This window comes from Chitinophaga sp. RCC_12 (assembly GCF_041360695.1).
In the GTDB taxonomy this organism is placed as follows: domain Bacteria; phylum Bacteroidota; class Bacteroidia; order Chitinophagales; family Chitinophagaceae; genus Chitinophaga.
Map to the genome: position 1 here is coordinate 813547 of NZ_JBFUPS010000002.1, position 21271 is coordinate 834817.

Here is a 21271-nt window from a genome sequence, read left to right on the forward strand (position 1 = left end):
ATATATTTAAAATGAAGAAACTTTTATTACTGGCCGGTGCACTGGCAGCTGCTATTACTATGTTTGCGCAGGACGCACCGCCACAAGAGAAAGAAAAAGGAAAAGTAACCTTTTCCGGCTATGCAGAGGCGTATTACAGTTACGATCTGAACAACCCGGCCAATCATACCAAGCCCGGGTTCCTGTATAATTACAATCGCCACAATGAATTAAACCTCAACCTGGCGATGGTAAAAGCAAATTACACATCAAACCGTATCCGTGCTAACGTAGGACTGATGGCCGGTACCTATCCGCAATATAACCTGGCAGCAGAACCCACCCTGATGCAGTATGTATACGAGGCAAACGTCGGTATACGTGTAGGCAAGAACGTTTGGATCGATGCAGGGGTGATGCCGGCGCACATCGGTTTTGAAAGCGCCATCGGAAAAGATTGCCCTACGCTTACCCGGAGCATCCTCGCAGAAAATTCCCCCTATTATGAAACCGGCGCCAAAGTAACGTGGACGCCCAACGACAAATGGTCGTTTGCCGCTATGTATCTCAACGGATGGCAAAGGATTAAAAAAGTGGATGGCAATCAAACCCCTGCTTTTGGTACACAGATCACCTTTAAGCCAACAACAAAAATATTGCTCAACTGGAGTACTTATATCGGTAATGATCTCCCGGATAGTGTACGCCAGATGCGCTACTTTAATAATGTTTATGGTACCTTTAGCATAACGGATAAATTCAGTGTCATTGCAGGATTCGACTATGGATTACAGCAAAAAGCAAAAGGATCATCCGGTTTCAATAGCTGGTACAGCCCTGTTGTAATTGCCCGGTACGCCTTTACAGATAAATTTGCGATGGCAGGACGCGTGGAGCAGTACAACGATAAGAATGGCGTTATCATCAGCACCGGTACACCGGATGGCTTCCAAACCACCGGCTATTCGCTTAACCTGGATTTTACCCCGGTGAATAACGTGATGTTCCGGCTGGAAGGCAGAACGTTTAACGGGAAAGACAACACATTTATGAAAGGAACGGAATTGAAGAACACCAATACAGCGATTACAGCATCACTGGCCGTATGGTTCTAACTAAATAAATAATGACAGATAAAGAACACTCCGTACAGCAATTTCTTAACCTGGCTAACCGCGCCGGCAGAGGGAAGTTTAAGATCTACATCGGCATGAGCGCCGGCGTAGGAAAAACATACCGCATGTTGCAGGAAGCGCATGCCATGTTAAGAAATGGGGTGAATATCCAGATCGGTTACATCGAAACACATGGGCGTGCGGAAACGCATGCCCTGCTGGATGGATTACCGCAAATACCCCGCAGACAGGTATTTTACAAAGGGAAAATGCTGGAAGAGATGGATCTTTCCACCATCCTGCTCCTGTCGCCCGACTGGGTAGTGGTAGATGAACTGGCGCACAGCAATATCCCTGGCTCCAAGAATGAAAAGCGCTGGCAGGACGTGGTAGACCTCCTGAATGCAGGGATCAATGTTATTTCTGCCGTGAACATACAACACATCGAAAGCATTAACCAGGAGGTGAAATCCATTACCGGTGTGGAAGTACAGGAGCGCGTTCCCGACCTGGTGCTGCAAATGGCCGATGAAGTGGTGAACATCGACCTCACCGCGGATGAGCTGATCACCCGTTTGAAAGAAGGTAAAATTTATGATCGCTCTAAAGTGGAGAGCGCCCTGAGCAATTTTTTTCAGGCAGATAAAATCCTGCAACTGCGTGAGCTGGCACTGAAAGAAGTAACCACACAGGTGGAGCGGAAAGTGGAAATCCAGATCCCGCGTAACTTACAGATGCGCCATGAGAGCTTCCTGGCATGCATTTCTACCAACGATGAAGTGGCCCGGAAAGTAATCCGCAAAACAGCGCGACTGGCAGCCTATTATCACGCCGACTGGTTTGTATTGTATGTGCAAACCCCGGGCGAAAGTGCGGACAAAATTGCGCTCGCTGCCCAACGTCATCTTATTAATAACCTGAAACTGGCTACAGAACTCGGTGCGGAAGTTATACAGGAACATAACGCTAATGTATCGGAAGCTATCATTAACATTGCATTGGAAAAACATGTTACCACTATTTGTATGGGAAAACCGCATATCAGTCTTTTCCGTATCATTTTGCGCACCAACCTGTTTAACCAGTTGTTGAAAACGCTTTCTTCCAACGATATCGATATTATCATATTATCATGAGTACGTTCAGATTAAAAACAAAGATTACGCTTGGGGTATTGTTCCTGTACATCATGCTGCTGGTGGTGAGCATACTGGGCTATTACTATCTGAACCGCCTGAACGAAAAGGCGAAGTTCATACTCAAGGATAACTATGAATCACTGGAGTATTCGAAAAATATGCTGGTAGCTTTGGAAGATCTGCCGGCTCATCGTGTTACTGCGATGCAAACTTTTTCCGATAATCTCAAAAAGCAACAGGCCAACGTAACAGAAAGAGGCGAGAAAGATGCAACGGCAGCAGTGGCCCGCATTTTTGAACTGTTACAAAAAGATTCCACAGTAGAAACAGGCGCCATAAAGAAAAATATCTACACCATCATGGATCTCAATATGGCGGCTATCGTAGGAAAAAATGAAAGGGTAAAGAAAACCGCAGACAATGCACTGCTTTACATTGCCATCATCAGCGGGCTTTGCTTTGTACTGGGCTTTACTTTTGTGTATAATTTCCCCGGGTACATTGCCAACCCTATTGGTGCGCTTACCCAGGGGATTAAAGACATTGCCAATAAACAATACGGTAAAAGACTCTACTTTAAATCCGGCGACGAGTTTGGCGATCTGGCCACTGCCTTCAATACCATGGCCCAGCGGCTGGATGAATACGAGCACAGTAACCTGGCGCGCATTGTATTTGAAAAGCAACGGGCGGAAGCTGTGATCAGCAGCCTGAAAGATGCCACCATCGGGTTTGATGTAAATAATGTGATCCTGTTTGCCAACACCCCAGCGCTGCAGTTACTGAACATCCCCGAGAAGGATCTGATCGGGCAGCCGGCGGAAGAAATATCCAAACGCAACGACCTGCTGCGTTTCCTCGTGAATACAAAGGAAAATGCACCGCTTAAAATAGTGGTGGATGGAAAAGAATGTTTCTTTACCCGCGAAACAACAGATATCAGGCACGAGGAAAATCGTATAGGCTATGTAGTGATCCTCCGGAATATTACTACTTTCAAAGAGCAGGATATTGCCAAAACGCATTTTATTGCCACCATCTCCCATGAGCTGAAAACGCCGCTGGCGGCCTCTGATTTCAGTATTAAATTGCTGGAAGATGAAAGGACAGGCGTACTCAGTGCAGAACAAAAAGAGCTGCTCGACAGCCTGAAACAGGACAACCGGCGCATGATAAAAATTGTAAGCGAATTGCTGGATTTGTCGCAGGTAGAAAGCGGCAATATACAATTACAGCCGCAGCCGGTTACCGCCATGAGCATTGTACAATACGCCATGGATACGGTGCAGAAACAGGCTGCCCAACGCGAAATCACTATCCGCACACAGGTGCCGGACACCTTGCCAAAAGTATTGGCAGACGTGGAAAAAACCGCCTGGGTATTGGTGAACCTCTTAACCAATGCAATCCGCTACTCTGCCCACGGCGCCGCCATAGAACTAACGGTAACGCCTACAGGAACAGAAATGGTATCGTTTGTGGTACAGGACTACGGGAAAGGTATCCCGGAAGCTTTCCGTGGTAAAATTTTTGAAAGATTTTTCCAGGTGCCTGGTATGAAAGGCCAGGGAAACGGGCTCGGACTGGCCATTTCAAAGGAGTTTATTGAAGCCCAGGGCGGCATCATTGGCGTAAATAGCGAAGAAGGGAAAGGCAGCCAGTTTTATTTCACCTTACCCGAAGCATAGCGCTGTCAGGGTTGTTCAATGTGCGCTTTTACCAGGGGCACATGCTGATAATAGAAGGTAGTAAGTTCCTCCAGCCTGGCGGGAATACTGTCGAGGTTTTCCTCCAGCCGGGCATCTCTCTCAACAGACAAGGCTATATCCGATGCGTATTGCATCCCAACCATGTTCAGGTTAAATTTCATCTGATGCGCCAGCATATAAAGTGGTTGCCAGTTTTTTTCTGCCAGCAGCTGGTGCATTTCTGTAAGCTTTTGCGGGATGCTATCCAGCAGTTCCTCCAGCATTATTTTTACATGTTCTTTTTCGCCGGACATCATGCCATATGCGGCGGATAAATTTAGTTCGCTGTGGGGCATTTCAGTAGTTTTTTCTTTGTCAGTGGCTGCTTCCGGCACTTGTTCCCCGAGTCCTTTCAGGATTTTATGAAACAGGTCAGCGCGGTCAAATGGTTTGGACACATATTCGTTCATCCCGGCGGCCAGGCAGCGTTCTTTTTCTCCTTTCAGTGCGGAGGCGGTCATGGCAATCATATAGGTCCGGATGCCTTTCCGGCGTATGGCCTGTGTGGTTTGGTAGCCGTCCATTCCCGGCATCTGTATATCCATAATGATGCAATCGTACGTTTTGTAGTCCAGCATTTCAAGGGCCGATTTCCCGCTGTTAACCACATCTGTTCTGGCGCCGGCATTCCGCAGTGTATGAAATACCACCTGTTGATTGATGTCGTCGTCTTCTACCACCAATATCGTTTTTCCCTGTAGTGGTTTTTCCGCATGATGCAGGTGTCCTTTTTCTTCTTTACTGGTCATTTCTTTGTTATTGCGGGTAAAAGGCAGTTCAAAATAAAAAGTAGCGCCTTCGTTCAGGCGGCTGTTTACCCGGATGAATCCATGTTGTAGGGTGATGAGTTCTTTGGTGATGGCTAATCCCAGGCCGGTACCGCCAAATTTGCGGGCATTGTTTGCATGTGTTTGGGAGAAGCTTTTAAAGATCAGTTCATGTTGTTCCGGATCAATGCCTATGCCGGTATCCGTTATTTCAAAACCCAGCCGGAGGGAGGATTGTTCTTTATTTTCCTCCACCAGCGATACTTTCACGGTTACTTTCCCCGCGGGAGTAAATTTAATAGCGTTTTCCACGAGGTTGGTCAGGATCTGGTTGAGACGCACTTCATCTCCTAAAAGACAGGTTGGTATGGCGGTATCTATCTCATCAAAAAACAATAGTTCCTTTTGTTGTGCCTGTAGTTTCAGGGGAAAGAGGGCATTGTCTACTACTTCGTAAATATCCAGCGGTTCATGGAGGAGCAATAGTTTGCCGGCTTTTATTTTTGAGAAGTCGAGGATTTCGTTGATGATCACCAGCAGCCGGTTGGCGGATGTTTTGATGGCGCCGGTATACTCCATTTGTATGGGAGATAACTGGCTTTGCTGCATCAGGAGGTTGGTCATACCGATGATACCGTTCATGGGCGTACGAATTTCGTGGCTCATATTGGCGAGGAACATTTCCTGCGCGCTGACCGCTTCCTGTGCGAGGTTGTTTGCATTTTCAATGGCAGCGATATAGTTGTTTTTTTCGGTGAAGTCCTGTCCTATGCCGCAGATGCCGATCATTTCACCTTCCGCATTCCGGAGCGGGAATTTGGTAATGAGAAAGTGATAGGTCTTATCGTTCACGGCAAAGGTCTGTTCTGATTTTATCCTGGCGCCTGTTGCTCTTACCTCGCGATCCAGGCTGGTATAGCGTTGCACCCAGTCGTATGGCAACTCTGCATCTGTTTTGCCGATAATATCTTTTTTATCTGCGCCATGTATTTCGGTAAACCGGTTATTTACGAGCAGGTATTTCCCGGGCATATCTTTTATGAACATCATGGATGGCATAAAGTCGAGGATAGCGTCTAACCGTTCCTGGAGATACATTACCTGGTCTTCGTTCCTCTTTTTCTTATCAATATCCCTTACAACGCATTGAAATTCCTTCACGCGGCCATCTTCGCCATATACCAGTGCTACCATTTGTTCCACCCATTTTTTTGCGCCTGATTTGGTAATGATTTCAAATTCCTGGGAGGTATAGTCGTCGCCTGTTTTCACCTGGTTGGTGTAAAAAGCTTCGAGCCGTTTCCAGGTATCTTCTTCCAGGAACAGGGAGTAATGTTTGCCTACCAGTTCTGTATTGCTGTAGCCGGTCATTTCGGTGGCCCCTTTGCTCACGTAGGTGAAGGTGCCATCCAGCCGGGCTTTATAGAGGATAAGTTCTGTTTCTTCCGCCAGTCGCAGGAAGGATTGTTCCCGTTTATGCAGCTGGTTGGTTTTCTGCTTCAGTTTCCTGAACATCCGGTATAAGTACCGCGATTCGCCCAGCAGCAGCACCAGGGTGAACAGGCTGATGATAATGGTGGTCCAGAAGGAGTACAGGGTATAGCGATTGTCTTTATCGATCCGTGCAATCAGTTTACGCCGGTTTTCCTGCAGGAAATTATTCACGGCGGCTCTTACGTTTTCCCGGAACCGGGTGTTTTCGGGGGCGGTGATCAATTGTTTGGCCAACGCCGGTTGGGTGGCTGCTATTGCCAGTATCCGTTGATGATAACTGATTTTTTGTTGGAGAAGGGTACTGAAATTATCCAGTATTTTTTGAGAGAGCGTATCACCGGGCATGCTGGCGGCAACAGACTTCAGGATGTGCAGCATGCTGTCTGGCAGGGCATAATTGGCGGCGGGTATGGTGGATTGTCCCCTCAGCAGCATGTCGCGGATGCTGTTGGTATAGTTGTTATCCAGCATGGCTACGGATCTTACCTTATCTATCAGCAGGTTGGTTTGTATTATGTCTTCCGCTGCGCTCCTGCTCCTGTTTTTAACGATCCAGGCATAATAAACAAAGCCCATGAGCGCCATAAATACTGCCAGGATAAGTACCAGCACTGTATTCACAATTTTTTTCATGCGAAGTTTTTCAACGGCTCTTTAATAGCATTGGCAGGGGTTATGAGGTTGGTGATGGATTATTTATTCAAAATAGGATATTTTGCGGCAATATTGTTGTTCATCTTGTTCAATTCAACGTATGGACCAGGAAAAGATTATGGCGGTCTGTATTTCTTTTTCTGTTACTTTCGGCGTGCGAATGTAGGACCGGGTGAATGTTTTAGCAATACTTTAACGGATTGTCTTTACAATCATTCCATTATATTTGCCTAATATTCTTTTTCCTAAGTATGTATATTATATGAAGAAAATAATTTTTACCCTGGGTCTGATAGCTGTTTCTATTGGAGTTTTTGCACAGGATGGTGGCTCACCGATGAATAAGGCGGTTAATAAGGTTACCCATTCCAACGACTTTTTAATGGTACAGTTGTCATACGATGGCTGGGCGGGTGCGCCTGACAGTATTAAGAGCGGCCTTAACAGGGGTTTTAATATTGCCCTGATGTACGACTTCCCGTTCAAGAAATCCAAACTGAGTATGGCAGCGGGTTTAGGTATCAGCACCAGTGGTGTTTACCTGAAAGATCATACAATGGATATCCAGGGAAAACTGAATCCTAACCAGGTATCTTTCCCTACTTCTTCGGCTAAAAAGAATAAAGTAGCGACCACTTACCTGGAAATTCCGATTGAATTAAGGTACCGCAGTGTGCCGGACAATGCCAACAAAGGCTTCAAAGCAGCAATTGGCGTAAAAGTAGGCGCCCTGGTAGATGCTCATACCAAAGTAAAATATACCGGCGCCAATGGCAGCAAGGATATTGATAAAGATGCCAACAGGGGATTCTTTAACCCATGGCGCTTTGCAGCAACTGCCCGTGTAGGTTATGGTAACTTTGCCTTGTTTGGCGCATATTCCCTGAATCCGATGCTGAAAGACAACGCCAGCAATAACCTGGATATCAGACCTTACCAGATCGGTATTTGTTTAAGCGGATTGTAACAGCCTTCGGGCTTTTATATAGAGAAAACGGCCCGGGTTTACCACCTGGGCCGTTTTTTATTGGGAGATAATCAGCGCGATCTCTTGTCTTTTACCGGTTACTCACCTTTGAATACGGGCTTTCTTTTTTCGAGGAAAGCCTGGATCCCCTCCGCGTTATCGGCGGAGTTACCGGCAATTTCCTGGCAATAGGCTTCATACTCGAGCACTTCATCGAGGTTTTCCGTCATGCCTTTGGTGAGCATTTTTTTCATGAGTGCAATGGCTTTCGTAGGGGCGGCAGCGTAGTAAGCGGTTTCCGCCTGTATGGCGGCATCCAGTTCGGCAGCCGGCACCACTTTGTTTACCAGGCCCAGTTTTAATGCTTCCGCTGCGCTGATTTTACTGGCTTTGGTAGCCAGTTCAAACGCCCGGTGGTAGCCCACGGTGCGGGGCAGGAAATACGAGGAGCCGGAATCCAGCACCAGGGCGATGTTCACAAAAATTTCTATCATGGTGGCTTCTTCGCTGGCAATGATCACATCGCAGGCCAGTGCAATGGAACATCCGGCGCCGGCGGCCACGCCATTAAGCCGGCAGATAACCGGCTTTGGCATATTGCGGATGGCGCGTATGATCGGGTTATAGCGTTTGCGCAGCGATTCGCTCAGGTCGCGCTTTCCCGACTCCATAGAAGCCTTGAGGTCCTGCCCACTGCTGAAAGCCTTGCCGGCGCCTGTTAACACTATCACTCTCACTGCCGGATCTTTTTCTGCTTTCTTTAATGCGTCCTGCAGCTCATAGCTGAGCGGATCATTGAACGCGTTGTATACTTCAGGTCTGTTTAACGTGATGGTGGCAATACCATCCTGAATATCCAGTAATAAAGCAGCCATGATAATATGGTTAATAAGTGATTTACAGGGTTTCTTTCAGCCAGTTAAAAAACTCGCGCTGCCATACAATGGCGTTTTGCGGTTTCAGCACCCAGTGGTTTTCTTCCGGGAAATACAGCAGTTTGCTTTTAATTCCTTTCAGCTGTGCCAGCTGGAAGGCCTGCAGGCCCTGTTCAATAGGAACGCGGAAGTCGATACCACCCTGTATGATCAGAATGGGCGTATTCCATTTATTGGCGTATTCACTTGGGTTGAAATGTTTGTATCCGTTGGCGTTAGCGGCATCCCAGTAAGCACCGATATCCCAGTTGGCAAACCACAGTTCTTCAGTAGTACCGTACCAGCTTTTCAGGTCGAATAAGCCATCGTGGGCAATAAAGCTTTTGAAGCGGTTTTCGTGTACGCCTGCCAGCATGTACACGGAATAGCCGCCGTAACTGGCGCCTACAGCGCCTAAGCGGGCTTTATCCACATAGCTCTCCTTGCTCACATCATCAATGGCATTCAGGTAATCTTTGATCGGCTGCCCGCCCCAGTCCTTGCTGATAGACGCGTTCCATTCCACGCCGTGACCCGGCATCCCTCTTCTGTTGGGAGCCACCACGATGTAACCCTGGGATGCCATCAATTGGAAATTCCAGCGGTAGGAATAAAACTGTGATACGGCCGATTGTGGTCCTCCCTGGCAATACAGCAGGGTCGGATATTTTTTAGCAGGATCAAAATCCGGCGGGAAAATCACCCAGGTAAGCATATCCTTACCATCGGTGGTTTTAACCCAGCGCTTTTCAATTTTGCACATGCCTATTTTATCGTAAGCGGCTTTGTTTACGCTGGTAAGCGGGGTAACGGCGCCTTTCTGCAGGTCTACGGTAAACAGTTCCGCTGCATGGTTCATATCTGTGCGGGACACAACCAGGGTGTTACCGGATTGTGCCAGCATATCGTTGATATCGAAGTCGCCGGTGGTTACCTGGCGTATATGCTTTTCCGTTGTTTGGGCGATATTTTTCTGCAAGGTAATTTCCAGCAGTTGCTCTGTGCCTTTTATTACGGCCAGGAAGTATATTTTTTTACCGTCGTTGCTGAAGCGGGAGGAGGCAGCGGTGCCATCCCAGCCCTTGGTAAGGTTGGTGATAACGCCGGTAGCGCGATCCATGATGATCACATCATTTTTATCTGCTTCATAGCCATCGCGGGCCATGCTTAACCAGGTGAGGTATTTGCCGTCCTGGCTGAAGGTAGGCGCCACATCGTAGCCCATCATTCCTTCGGAAAGGTTGCGGGTGGCTTTGGTATCCAGGTTATATTCGTAGATATCCGTATTGGTGCTGATGGCGTAATCTTTTCCGAATTTTTTCTTACAAACATAAATCACACTTTTCCCATCATGGCTCCAGATCATGTCTTCAGGGCCACCGGAGGGCATTTGTGGGCAATCGTGAGGTTCTTCCGCCATAATATCTACGGGCGTACCTACTTCGCCATTATTGTAAGTGGCATAAAAAACGTGGGAGAAATTGCCATCTTCCCAGGTATCCCAATGGCGGTAGTTCAGGTTATCATAGATCTGCACATTGGATTTCGGAAGATCCGCGTAGTGATCGCTACCGGATATCTTCTTTATTTTTACTTCTTTCGAAAACAAGATATGCTTCCCGTCGGGAGAAATGCGGATGTTCTGCATTCCGCCGTCCACGTTGGTTTTTTGCACCGGGTCAGATCCATCGGCATTCATTTCATACCACTGTCCTTTGAGGGAGAAACCAATTTTGTTGCCGGGTAATACGGCTACATCTCCTTCTGCGCCGGGTGTTTGCGTGAGTTGCTTTGCGGCGCCGCCCGCCAGCGGGATAGCATAGAGGTTCTTCTCGCTTTTGTTCTCTGCCATATTGATCTGAGATACGCCATAGATAACGGTTTTGCCGTCAGCACTCAACGCCTCTCCACTCACCCGTCCAAGTTGCCATAGCAATTCGGGTGTCATCTTATCCTGGGCTACTGCCATAGTTGATATTAATAGTCCTGTCAGTAAAAAAGGTTTAAACATGATATCGAAAGGTTGTTTTGGATCGGGTAAATGTAGGAAGAAATGGCGTAGCGATTAAATTCTCTGTAAATTTGCTTCAAATTCTGAAATAACTTGATTGAGAAAAAACAAGTAGTACAAAAAGAGGAAAGAGCCGTCATAGTTGGTGTTATTACCAAAGACCAGACAGAGCGCCAGGTGAATGAGTTCCTGGATGAGCTGATGTTCCTGGCGGAAACTGCGGGGGCCACGGCTGTTAAGCGCTTTACCCAGCGACTGGCCCATCCCGACAGGGCCACCTTTGTTGGAAAAGGTAAGCTGGAAGAAATCCAGCAGTTTATTGCAGGCAGGGATATATCACTGGTTATATTTGATGATGAGCTTACCGGCTCACAGATCGCCAATATTGAAAAGGTGCTGAAAGTGAAAGTGATCGACCGCAGTGACCTGATATTGGATATCTTCGCCCACCGTGCCCGCACGGCGCAGGCAAGGGTGCAGGTAGAGCTGGCGCAGTACCAGTATATCCTGCCACGTTTGCGCGGTATGTGGAGTCACCTGGAAAGACAGGGAGGCGGTATTGGCAGCAGGGGCCCTGGTGAAACGGAAATTGAAACGGATCGTCGTATTGTAAAAGATAAAATATCGCTCCTGCGTAAACGCCTGGAGGATATCGACCGCCAATCCCTTACCCAGCGTAAGGAACGCGGCGAATTTATCCGTGTGGCGCTGGTGGGTTATACCAACGTTGGCAAAAGCACCCTCATGAACCTGCTCAGCAAAAGTGAGGTGTTTGCAGAAAACAAACTGTTTGCTACCCTGGATACCACCACCCGTAAGGTGGTATTCGATCAAACGCCTTTCCTGCTCAGCGATACGGTAGGGTTTATCCGTAAACTTCCCCATCACCTGGTGGAAAGCTTCAAATCCACGCTGGATGAGGTACGTGAAAGCGATATCCTGATCCATGTGGTAGATATTTCCCATCCGCAGTATGAAGAGCAGATTGAAGTGGTGAACCGCACGCTGCAGGAACTGAAAGCCTTTGAGAAGCCCACCATCATGATCTTTAACAAGATGGACCTGTACGAGGCTAACACCTTTGATAAATGGCTGGAGCCGGAAATCAAACAGGATATCCTGAACACCCTGAAACAGGACTGGGAAACAAAAACCCAGGGGAATTGTGTATTCATTTCCGCATTGGAAAAAAGGAACATCGAGGAACTGCGCAAAACCATCCTGGACAAGGTAACCCAATTGTACAAGGAGCGCTTCCCGTATAAAACCGAATTCTTCTACTAATGGCCAAAGAATATTCCTGGTATAAATTAGAAGAAGGCCGTTTGCCCTTTGCAGAGAAAGAGATCAGCGTAATGGAGGTAAATGGCAAGAAAATTTGCTGTACCCTGCACCAGGGGCAGCTTTTTGCCTTTGCATATAAATGTCCGCATGCCGGTGGCATTATGGCCGATGGAATGATAGATGCCGCCGGTAATGTGGTATGCCCGCTGCACCGTTATAAGTTCAGTCTTAAAAATGGTTACAATAGCAGCGGAGAAGGATACTACCTGAAAACGTATCCCATAGAGCAACGTGAAGACGGGCCATGGCTGGGCATGGAGAAAAGCGGGTGGTTCTGGTAAAATAATTATCTTTTTGTTAAGAGTGATCGTCGTATTTGAAGTAACCGGTATATGCCTGTAACTTTTCGTTATGCTGACTACAACTGTTACACGCTCATTTGTTCTCTCTGAAAAACAAGTATGGCTGCTCATCACCGCTATGCTGGTACTATTGCAGTTTAGTGCCCTTTTTGTACCCATCCTGGAACCCGACGGCGCGCTGTATGCCGGTATCGCCAAAACCATGGTGGTTAAACACGACTACTGGAATCTTTATGCCGATGGTCACGACTGGCTCGACAAGCCCCACTTCCCTTTCTGGATGGCCGCTATCAGCTTCCAGCTTTTTGGTATTCACACCTGGTCGTATAAATTGCCCGCCATCCTTTTTTTGCTGATGGGCGCCTGGTACACCTACCGTTTTGCACTTCATTTATATGATGAAAAAATAGCCCGCTGGGCCGTGTGTATCTTACTTACGGCCGAACATCTTGTTATTTCCAACAACGATGTACGGGCAGAGCCTTATCTCACCGGGCTGATTATTGCGGCAGTGTATCATTTCTACCGCCGTGGCATCTTCCTGGGCGCCCTTTTTACGGCCTTTGCCATCATGACGAAGGGGTTGTTCGCCCTGGTGCCGGTTTGCGCTGCTATTGGCGGCCATTTGCTGTTTACACGCAACTGGAAAGAGCTGTTCCCCTGGCGTTGGGCGCTGGCAGCACTACTGATAGCGCTTTTCATTACACCGGAGCTATACGCCCTGTACCAGCAATTCGACCAGCACCCGGAGAAAACTGTATTCGGCGCCACCGGCGTATCAGGCATCCGCTTTTTCTTCTGGGACAGCCAGTTCGGGCGCTTTATGAACACCGGTCCCATCAAGGGTTCCGGCGATCCATTCTTCTTTTTTCATACACTCCTGTGGGCTTTCCTTCCCTGGTCGGTGATGCTGTATGCAGCGGTCATCATCTTTATAAAAAAATGGAAACAGCAAAAGGAGTACTACTGTATTTGCGCAGCCCTGGCCACTTTTGCCTTGTTTTCACTCTCCCGCTTCCAGCTGCCGCACTACCTGAACATCATCTTTCCATTTTTTGCCATCCTTACCGCCCATTATATTTTATCGCTGCAAACAGAAAAAGGGCTGAAGTTTTTCCGGGTTACACAGTATACTATCATCATCCTGGTAGCCGTTGCAGGCGTAGTAATTGACCTCCTGTACAAGCCGGCCATGCATTATGCGTGGCTGCTGCTGGCCGCAGCCCTGCTTCTCCTCTACCTGCTGCTGCACTACTGGCTGGATAAATCTACCCGGCAGGCCGTATTTTACCGCACCATTTCCATCAGTATTCTGCTGAATCTTTACCTGAACACTATTTTATATCCCGATATGATGCAATACCAGAGCGGAAGTACAGCGGCAGCCTATGCTAATGCTCATCTTCCCGGTAAAAGCATCGGGCTATATCAGGCAAATTCCTATGCCTTTGACTTTTATTTGCAGGCGCCGGTATTACGTCCCGATTCCGCTACAGCACTCGTTTTTACCACTCCCGACGCCATGGCTTCCCTGCAACAGCAGGGATATACCTGCACGGTGATCCGGTCGTTCCCGCATTTTTATGTGAGCAAACTGGATTTGCCATTTGTCCGCAAGGCGACACGGGCGGGCGCTTTAGGGGAAAGGCTGCTGGTGGCAGTGAAAAAATAGGCTTGTTCAACCCGCTATGGCGGCTGGTTTCTAATTTTTTTCTAAAAAAAATGAAATAAGATTTTGCAAAAATGAAAATTTACCTATTTTTGCAATCCCAAATCGTGCAAACGATACGGGAAACACTCCTCCTTAGCTCAGTTGGTTAGAGCATCTGACTGTTAATCAGAGGGTCTCTGGTTCAAGTCCAGAAGGGGGAGCAAAAGAGAAAGGCTTGCAGTGATGCAGGCCTTTTTCGTTTTATACTTAGCGATTACACCACCATATATTTGGTGACTTCAATTTATCTTTTCCTTTTTACCATCTTCAAGGCGATCGTTTAATCCCCCATTTAAAACACTGAGCCCGCCTCATTACGGCTTACCGTAAAAGTTACTGGTAAGGACTTTTTATTTTAGCATTGAATACAACGTATTATTTTATTAACTCTCCAATCTATTTAACAATGGGAATAATGATTTCTTCGAATCCACCAGTTGCTTCGTTTATGGAGGATATTAATGGAATTGATTTTACGATGGTAAAACAGAAGTTGCAAGAACCCCCCTATGAGGGATATGGTTGGTCTGCATCACAAGCGGACATTGCAGAAATTGAGTATAAGAGATTTCTGGCGCTGAAAAGGAAATATCCAGAAAAAGATATTGTGCCGCACAGAGATGTTGATCTTTTTTGGCATCAGCACATTCTTGATACAGAGAAATATGCAGAAGATTGCAAGGCAGTATTTGGATTTTTGTTGCATCATTATCCTTATTTCGGAATGAATGGGCCGGAAGATGAACAAAATTTGATTAACGCATTTGAGGAAACAAAGCATCTCTATGCTGAAACCTTCCATGTCGAGTATCTGGCAAAGCCAGCAAAGCCCAAAAGATGTCTTGCCCCAAAATGTAGGACACAGTGTAAACCAGTAAAATGTAAATAGGTCATTGTTCAAGTATACTAAGGGATAATAAAGGATGATGCAAAGAGATTCCCCAGTTACTGAAATCAACATAAGTCAGTAGCATATCGGCGCAAAACTGGCTCTAGTTCATAAATGCGGCGTAAGTCCTCTAAAAATGTGTTCGAAATCCGTAAAGCAGGGGGAGCAAAAAGTAGAAGCCTTACTTAGTAAGGCTTCTGTCGTTATAGAAGTGGAGGTTGAAATTCTTACTGGATCAAGTTGATTATTCTTCAAAATAATCATTGTCCAGACGTTTAATATCATAAGATCTCTGCACCGATACGCCAAGATTGTAATCAATCATTAACTGTGCTAGTTGCACGCCATCTATCAATACAATCTTTGTTTCGTTTTTAGGGGCATAGTTCAGTGCATCCTTTGAGAAAGTAGAAGTAGTGATAAAGATCCCTTTCTTCGCTCCTTGTCCTGCTAAAGCCCCAACAAACTTGTGCAACTCCGGCCTGCCGACAACGTTGCCTGCCTGCCATCTTTTTGCCTGAATATAGATAATATCCAACCCTAATTTATCCTCCTTAATGGTCCCATCAATCCCCTCATCTCCAGTTTTTCCGATCGCCTTACCTGCGTCCTTCATAGAACCACCATAACCCATTTTCACTAATAACTCTACAACCAAACGCTCAAAGAAAGCCGGACTTAATCGACGAACTGTATCGATAAGTTCTTGTGCCAGGGATTGACGTATACTTTGGTAGGCTAAATCGATTGTTTCTTCAGGAGTTTGTTTTTCTACCTGAGTAAGATCGGTCTGCTCCAATGATCCGGACTCTTCTTTTTTTATGTTCTGGAACTCTACAAACTCAGGAAATTGTTTGAGTAAATTGTTGTCGATCTTCTTCGGATTTCCTATTAGTACCTGCAAGCCCCGCTCGGTTATACAAACCACTCCTCTTTTAGGAGCGTCTAACAAACCAGCCTTTTTCAAATAAGTTCTCGCCCAGCCAACCCGGTTCGCAAACAATAGGGATTGGCCGCTGGGAAGAAGTTCACTCATTTCTTCTTCAGTTAACTTGAATTGTTTGCCTAATAAAGCTATTACATCCTTAAACAAGTATTCTTTTCGATCAGATAACTGCTTCAATAGGGGCAACATTATTGTTTGATAGTCCGGTATTGGCATAACACTAGTTATTTTTTGCTCTTGGCCTTTTTTGTCAATTTACTAAACTCGCTTTGATTACTCCAATTATAAGAAGATTGAATCAATTTATTATCATTAATCTGAATAACTTGTTGCTGGAACAAAACAGTATTTGGTAATACTCTGCAATTTTTACCTTGTTTTTCTAAGGCTGTAAATTTTATATCCTTACAAGTAGGCCTTCACCTTTTCTTCAAATCGTTTTTTTTACAGCGTATTCATTGCGGGGCTTGTAAAAAATTTGTGTGAAAATCGGTTAATATCCGATTTAATAGCGTTTTTATGACATGTTTCTGTTAATTTTTTAGCCTATAATCGGAAATAATCCGATTTTTGCATCAAATTCTTACAATATGAGTTTCAGGGATGCAGTATATGAATACGCGGGAGAGCCACTCACCAGGCAAATCATGTTAGATCTGCTAAAGGATTTCAAGCGTCCAAACGATAAAATAAATGAGTTGATCAAAAAAGGAGAATTAACAAGCATAAAGAAAGGGCTGTATGTGACCGGACCTAAAATCAATATTGCCAAGCCTGAACCTTTTCTGATAGCCAATCACCTCTGGGGGCCAAGCTATGTATCCATGGATGCAGCCCTTTCATACTGGGGACTGATTCCCGAAAAGGTATTTGAAATTAGCTCCCTTACTACCAAAATATCGAAGACGTATAAAACTTCAATTGGTAGATTTAGTTACGCGAATGCCCCGTTACCTTATTACTCCTTCGGGATTAAAAGTGTTCAACTTACTCCCAAGCAGGTTGCTTTAATCGCCTCTCCGGAAAAAGCGATTTGTGATAAAATAATTACAACATCTGGTATAATTCTACGTAGCTCCAGGCAAGCACGGGAATATTTGGTTGATGATCTAAGAATAGATGATGAGAAATTGCGCGAACTTGACCTGGAGGCCATTAGTTCCTGGATCAAGGATGCTCCCAAGAAAGAAAGTTTATCTATGTTGGTAAAAATAATTAAGAGCTTATGATTAAGGAATGGATTCAGGAATATAATCCTCAAAATAAAGAACAAGCGGAATCCGCATTGCGGGAAATCATGCAGGAAGTTGCCCTGGCAGGTTTACAAAGAACAGGCTTTTTTGAGAAAGCAGCTTTTTATGGTGGTACAGCTCTCAGAATATTTTACGGTCTTAACAGGTTCTCTGAAGACCTGGATTTTTCCCTGCTTGAAGTGAACCCGGACTTTTCTCTTGAGGCATATTTTGAAGGGATCATTAAGGAGTTTGAGGCTATTGGAATGAAAGTAAGCATTAGAGAGAAAAAGAAAACCAATCAAACCAATATAGACTCCGCATTTTTAAAATCCGAGACCGTTTGGAAAGAGCTGATCCTTGACGGAATTATACCGCAGGCAGGGGTACAAGCTTCTCCAAGTATAAGGATTAAAATAGAAATAGATCGTGAGCCTCCTCTCGGTTTTGAAACAGAAGAGAAGCTTCTATTACGACCGTTTTCCTTTTATGTGAAATGCTTTACGTTGCCGAATCTCTTTGCAGGAAAAATGCATGCATTGCTCTTTCGCAAATGGGGAACACGGGTAAAAGGTAGGGATTGGTATGATCTCGAATGGTATATCAAGAAGGGAATAGTGCTCGACCTGCATCACTTTCTGCTTCGCGCGCAGGATACCGGCGATTGGATGGAAGACACCATTACACAAGATCAGTTGATCGAATTATTAAAAACAAAAATCGATGCTGTTTCCTTTGATCGTATCCGGGAAGATATTGTAAGGTTTATACCGGATGCTTCTGCACTTGATATTTGGAGTCCCCAATATTTTAAAGACCTGGTAGATAAGCTAAAGACAAAGTAGGCCATCAATTATTCCAGCAACGAAGCATCATAAAATGAAACAGGCTGACCCGAAAGCACCTTCGCTCTCCGGCCAGCCCATTTTTACGCACATCACCCTAATTATACTTCAGCTTAATTGTCACCTTCCAAATCCCTTCTTTCAGAATAGACATATCAAACCAATAGTTGAAATAGTCGCCGTTGATTTCACCGTTGTTATACATATCAATTCTCAGCACCTGCCCTGCTACGAAAGGCAGCGGGAACCCCGCTATTTCAAGCTCCAGGTGATCCGGGAATTCCGTGTATTTAGTAGGATTGTTCAGGCCCAGGTTGTGCCAGTCTTTTAAATCTGTTACGCCGGGGGTACTGGAATAATCGTATCCGAATAATAATTTCGGGTCAACTGCGGTGCCATCTTTTTTCAATACGTACACCAGTATTTTGTTGCCGGTATTTACCTGGCGCTCAAATGTTACATCGATGCCGGTGAGTTTGCCGTCGATGCCGGAGAAGCGGTAGGTATAAGGCAATGCGTAGCTCACGTCTATTGTCAGCGCGGCCTTTATCACCCGTTCGCCGGAGCTGTTCTTTACTTTCACATCTATGGTGTATTTCCCTTTTGTAAGCAGTAAAGAATCGGTGGCTTCGGGGTATATCACAATGTTGCCATTCTCCGGGTTAATGTCTATTGCCGGGCGGTTTACCTTTTGACGTTTGGTATCCAGTTCCTGCACCGTTTTTTCCTTCCCGGTGTATTCCGCCTGCCAGAAGTAGGTATCTACTTTGTAGCCCAATACTTTATCGGCGCGTTTGCCATCTTCCGTGTAAATGCCGTCGATGGTGAATTCCAGCGGCTTGGTGGATTCATCGGTTACCATGGCGCCGGATTGAATCAGCGAAGCCCCTACGGCTACTTTAATGGAAGGATTGGTATATTTCAGCGCCGGACTTAAAAAGCCATCGCTGCTGTCTTTAGTGCATGATATGGCGAATAGGGTGACAGCCAGCCATAGTATACACGTTATTTTTATTGATATTTTCATGATAAAAAGTAGTTAGGATTATCTGAAATATTTCTGCTTCAATCCCGCAGCGAAACTGGAGCCGTAGGTTAATACATGTACTACAGCATTGGCAGTAATCATGTTGTGTGTTTGGATACCACCGGTATATTTGATAGAGTCCATACCCGGTATTTTTAAATGCTCATACTCCACATAGAACGCGGATGTTTGTAAAGAACTGCCGGCACTTACACCGCCTCCCCTGCCGTAAATAAACAGGCTGTCGCCGTTGAGGGCTTTGTAGTATTTCGATTTATCTTTTAAGGCTTGTTCCAGCGTTATTTTTACATTGGGGATGATAAACCTGCCGAGTAATTTCAGCAAGGTATCTTTCCCGATGTTTTCCAGTGGTCTCAGCGCCTGCCGGTCGTCGGGGTTGAAGTTCATTTGCAGCCGCATCACGGCGTTGTTAGGCGCTGCGAAAAAAGTGATGTTGGACTGGTTTACGATCGACTTGGCATCTGTGAGGTCAATGATTTTAACCAGGGAGTCGAACATGTGATTGGACCTGCTTTTCAGGAAATCGTATACGGGCATGTTCTTTTCGGCTTCAGATTGCTGTGAGAGGCCACCATCCACGTAGTAGTCATTTTTCCTGCACGACGCCAGTACAAGCACGGCGCCTGCTGCAAGGAGTATAGCTGTTTTTAACGAAGTAAGTTTGTTCATACTATATCTTTATCAAGAAATGGGAGTAATTATTTCCAGAACTCATTCTGTGTAATCATGAAATTGCTTTTGGCAATGATACCCTGATCGATTGGTAGCAGCCATGCGCCTTTTTTGAACCAGTCGCCATCCGTAATTTTCGAATCCTTATCCAGCTTTCTTGTTCTTACCAGGTCAAAGAAATATTGTCCTTCTCCAAGCAGCTCTTTTTTACGTTCGAGCAGGATGGTGTCCTGCAGGTTTCCTCCACCGGTATAAGGAGTGGCAAATGCGCGCTCCCGCACTTTGTTAAGGAGCACAATCGCTTCTGCTGTTCTGCCAACTGCCGGGCTGGCCAGGGCTTCCGCACGCAGCAGCATAATATCCGGCAGGCGGGTAATAATAATGTTAGACTCATTGATGTTCTGGGTAGAAGTATCGCCTTTTAACTGTAAGGTTCTGTATTTTCCCAGGAAGATGCGGTCTTCGTTCACGCCCTGCAGATAGGTTTCGCGGATAAACCAGGTGAATAACCGTGCATCCCGCGCACCGGGTGTGAACATCACATTGATCTGTTGCCTGGTAGGGCACAGTAAGTAACGGTCGCTTCCGCCGCCGCCATCGGATTGATCTTTGTACCAGGGCCTTCCCAGCGTTCTGTTGTATACGCGGTTCTTTTGTACTTCTCTTAAATTGGCATCGAAGTTAAACTCAAAGATGCCTTCCGTCGATTTGCCAATAAAAATGCTGAGGAGATTGGTGGTATCTGTAACAAGGCTGTAGGGGCCTTTGGTGATTACGCTGTCGCATAATTTCTCGCAGCCGGCAAAATCCTGTAACCAGCCCAATACATGCGCCTTGATAGCCCAGGCCGCTCCCCTGGTAGCTCTTACGGCCTTGTCGCCGTCGCCATAGTCCAGTTCCAGGTTGCTGATGGCTACATCGAGGTCTGCTTTGATCTGGTTAAATACATCTGCCTGCGGTGTTCTGGATAAATTATCCGTGTTCACGCTTTTCAGGTTCAGCGGTACATCTCCCCAAAAACGAGCCAGGTAAAAGTAAGTGAGCGCCCTTATAAAGCTGGCTTCTCCAATATGTCTTTTCCGCAGTGATTCATCATAGGATGTAATGGCCGGGATCTTTTCCAGCAGCAGGTTACATTGTGCAATAGCAGTATAGAACTGGTTCCAGTTGCCACCACCGTTATTGAATAAAGCGGATGCCGTATTGGTAGCGATGTTGGTTTCTACGCGTACGTTCGAACTTTGCGAGTAACTGGAAAATACATCTGCACGCACATCGCCCATGAGGAAGATTTTATCCGGCACTACTGTGCGAAGCAGCGAGTAAGCGCTGGCGATGCCTTTCTCAACATCGGAAGAGGAGGTGATGGCATTGGCAGCAGTAGGAAGTTCTATGATCTCCGGGTCGAGTATTTTTTTGCAGGAAAATAATAATGCGAAGGAGGCCAGTAGCACGCACACAATTTTGTTTTTCCGGGTAGTTATTATTTTCATA

General features: G+C 46.0%; 17 protein-coding genes and 1 tRNA gene. 11 read left to right on the top strand and 7 right to left on the bottom strand.

What is annotated here, in order from left to right; translation table 11 throughout:
- The first annotated feature begins 11 nt into the window (after positions 1 to 11).
- The 3 genes from AB6805_RS08660 to AB6805_RS08670 are packed head-to-tail and all read left to right on the top strand — an operon-like array spanning position 12 to position 3921.
- A complete protein-coding gene (locus AB6805_RS08660; protein ID WP_370909036.1) occupies positions 12 to 1094 on the top strand; it encodes a porin in 1083 nt (360 codons plus the stop codon).
- An 11-nt stretch (positions 1095 to 1105) separates the two neighbouring features.
- Complete coding sequence (locus AB6805_RS08665; protein WP_370909037.1) at positions 1106 to 2230, top strand: sensor protein KdpD; 1125 nt, start codon at positions 1106 to 1108, stop codon at positions 2228 to 2230.
- Entirely contained in the window at positions 2227 to 3921 is a 1695-nt protein-coding gene (locus AB6805_RS08670; protein WP_370909038.1) for an ATP-binding protein, read from the top strand. The genes AB6805_RS08665 and AB6805_RS08670 overlap by 4 nt, the downstream gene beginning before the upstream one ends.
- A gap of 5 nt (positions 3922 to 3926) precedes the next feature.
- Here the strand turns inward: AB6805_RS08670 and AB6805_RS08675 are convergent, their stop codons facing one another.
- The gene (locus AB6805_RS08675; protein ID WP_370909039.1) at positions 3927 to 6875 is read right to left on the bottom strand and encodes a PAS domain S-box protein; all 2949 of its coding nucleotides are present in this window, start codon (positions 6873 to 6875) and stop codon (positions 3927 to 3929) included.
- A gap of 283 nt (positions 6876 to 7158) precedes the next feature.
- On the opposite strand from AB6805_RS08675, the gene AB6805_RS08680 reads away from it, so the two are divergent.
- On the top strand, positions 7159 to 7863 hold the full coding sequence (locus AB6805_RS08680) for a porin family protein (protein WP_370909040.1): 705 nt from the start codon (positions 7159 to 7161) through the stop codon (positions 7861 to 7863).
- Between the two features lie 98 nt (positions 7864 to 7961).
- On the opposite strand, the gene AB6805_RS08685 is transcribed toward AB6805_RS08680, so the two are convergent.
- Positions 7962 to 8738 (bottom strand): enoyl-CoA hydratase-related protein, encoded by a 777-nt coding sequence (locus AB6805_RS08685; RefSeq protein ID WP_370909041.1) that lies wholly within the window; start codon positions 8736 to 8738, stop codon positions 7962 to 7964.
- A gap of 22 nt (positions 8739 to 8760) precedes the next feature.
- A complete protein-coding gene (locus tag AB6805_RS08690) occupies positions 8761 to 10746 on the bottom strand; it encodes a prolyl oligopeptidase family serine peptidase (RefSeq protein WP_370909042.1) in 1986 nt (661 codons plus the stop codon).
- A gap of 135 nt (positions 10747 to 10881) precedes the next feature.
- On the opposite strand from AB6805_RS08690, the gene hflX reads away from it, so the two are divergent.
- From hflX to AB6805_RS08715, 5 genes are all read left to right on the top strand, one after another.
- Positions 10882 to 12072: a GTPase HflX gene (hflX, locus tag AB6805_RS08695; protein ID WP_370909043.1), complete on the top strand. Its 1191-nt coding sequence runs from the start codon at positions 10882 to 10884 to the stop codon at positions 12070 to 12072.
- A complete protein-coding gene (locus AB6805_RS08700) occupies positions 12072 to 12413 on the top strand; it encodes a Rieske (2Fe-2S) protein (RefSeq protein WP_370909044.1) in 342 nt (113 codons plus the stop codon). The genes hflX and AB6805_RS08700 overlap by 1 nt, the downstream gene beginning before the upstream one ends.
- Before the next feature lie 70 nt (positions 12414 to 12483).
- Positions 12484 to 14106, top strand: coding sequence for an ArnT family glycosyltransferase (locus tag AB6805_RS08705; protein WP_370909045.1), 1623 nt, complete (start codon positions 12484 to 12486; stop codon positions 14104 to 14106).
- Positions 14107 to 14232: 126 nt separating this feature from the next.
- Positions 14233 to 14306: transfer RNA gene (locus tag AB6805_RS08710), tRNA-Asn, on the top strand.
- 245 nt (positions 14307 to 14551) lie between these two features.
- A complete protein-coding gene (locus AB6805_RS08715; RefSeq protein WP_370909046.1) occupies positions 14552 to 15034 on the top strand; it encodes a glycine-rich domain-containing protein-like in 483 nt (160 codons plus the stop codon).
- Between the two features lie 244 nt (positions 15035 to 15278).
- On the opposite strand, the gene AB6805_RS08720 is transcribed toward AB6805_RS08715, so the two are convergent.
- Positions 15279 to 16196 (bottom strand): restriction endonuclease, encoded by a 918-nt coding sequence (locus AB6805_RS08720; protein ID WP_370909047.1) that lies wholly within the window; start codon positions 16194 to 16196, stop codon positions 15279 to 15281.
- A 374-nt stretch (positions 16197 to 16570) separates the two neighbouring features.
- On the opposite strand from AB6805_RS08720, the gene AB6805_RS08725 reads away from it, so the two are divergent.
- Together AB6805_RS08725 and AB6805_RS08730 are read left to right on the top strand one after the other, a co-directional pair.
- The gene (locus tag AB6805_RS08725) at positions 16571 to 17209 is read left to right on the top strand and encodes a hypothetical protein (RefSeq protein ID WP_370909048.1); all 639 of its coding nucleotides are present in this window, start codon (positions 16571 to 16573) and stop codon (positions 17207 to 17209) included.
- The gene (locus tag AB6805_RS08730; RefSeq protein WP_370909049.1) at positions 17206 to 18057 is read left to right on the top strand and encodes a nucleotidyl transferase AbiEii/AbiGii toxin family protein; all 852 of its coding nucleotides are present in this window, start codon (positions 17206 to 17208) and stop codon (positions 18055 to 18057) included. Before AB6805_RS08725 ends, AB6805_RS08730 begins: the two co-directional genes overlap by 4 nt.
- A gap of 97 nt (positions 18058 to 18154) precedes the next feature.
- On the opposite strand, the gene AB6805_RS08735 is transcribed toward AB6805_RS08730, so the two are convergent.
- Genes AB6805_RS08735 through AB6805_RS08745 form a run of 3 tightly spaced genes read right to left on the bottom strand, consistent with a single transcriptional unit; the run spans position 18155 to position 21270 of the window.
- Positions 18155 to 19084, bottom strand: a complete 930-nt coding sequence (locus tag AB6805_RS08735; protein ID WP_370909050.1) for a DUF5007 domain-containing protein — start codon at positions 19082 to 19084, stop codon at positions 18155 to 18157.
- A gap of 18 nt (positions 19085 to 19102) precedes the next feature.
- Positions 19103 to 19774, bottom strand: coding sequence for a hypothetical protein (locus AB6805_RS08740; protein ID WP_370909051.1), 672 nt, complete (start codon positions 19772 to 19774; stop codon positions 19103 to 19105).
- Between the two features lie 29 nt (positions 19775 to 19803).
- Positions 19804 to 21270, bottom strand: a complete 1467-nt coding sequence (locus tag AB6805_RS08745) for a RagB/SusD family nutrient uptake outer membrane protein (RefSeq protein WP_370909052.1) — start codon at positions 21268 to 21270, stop codon at positions 19804 to 19806.
- Between the last annotated feature and the right edge of the window lies 1 nt (position 21271).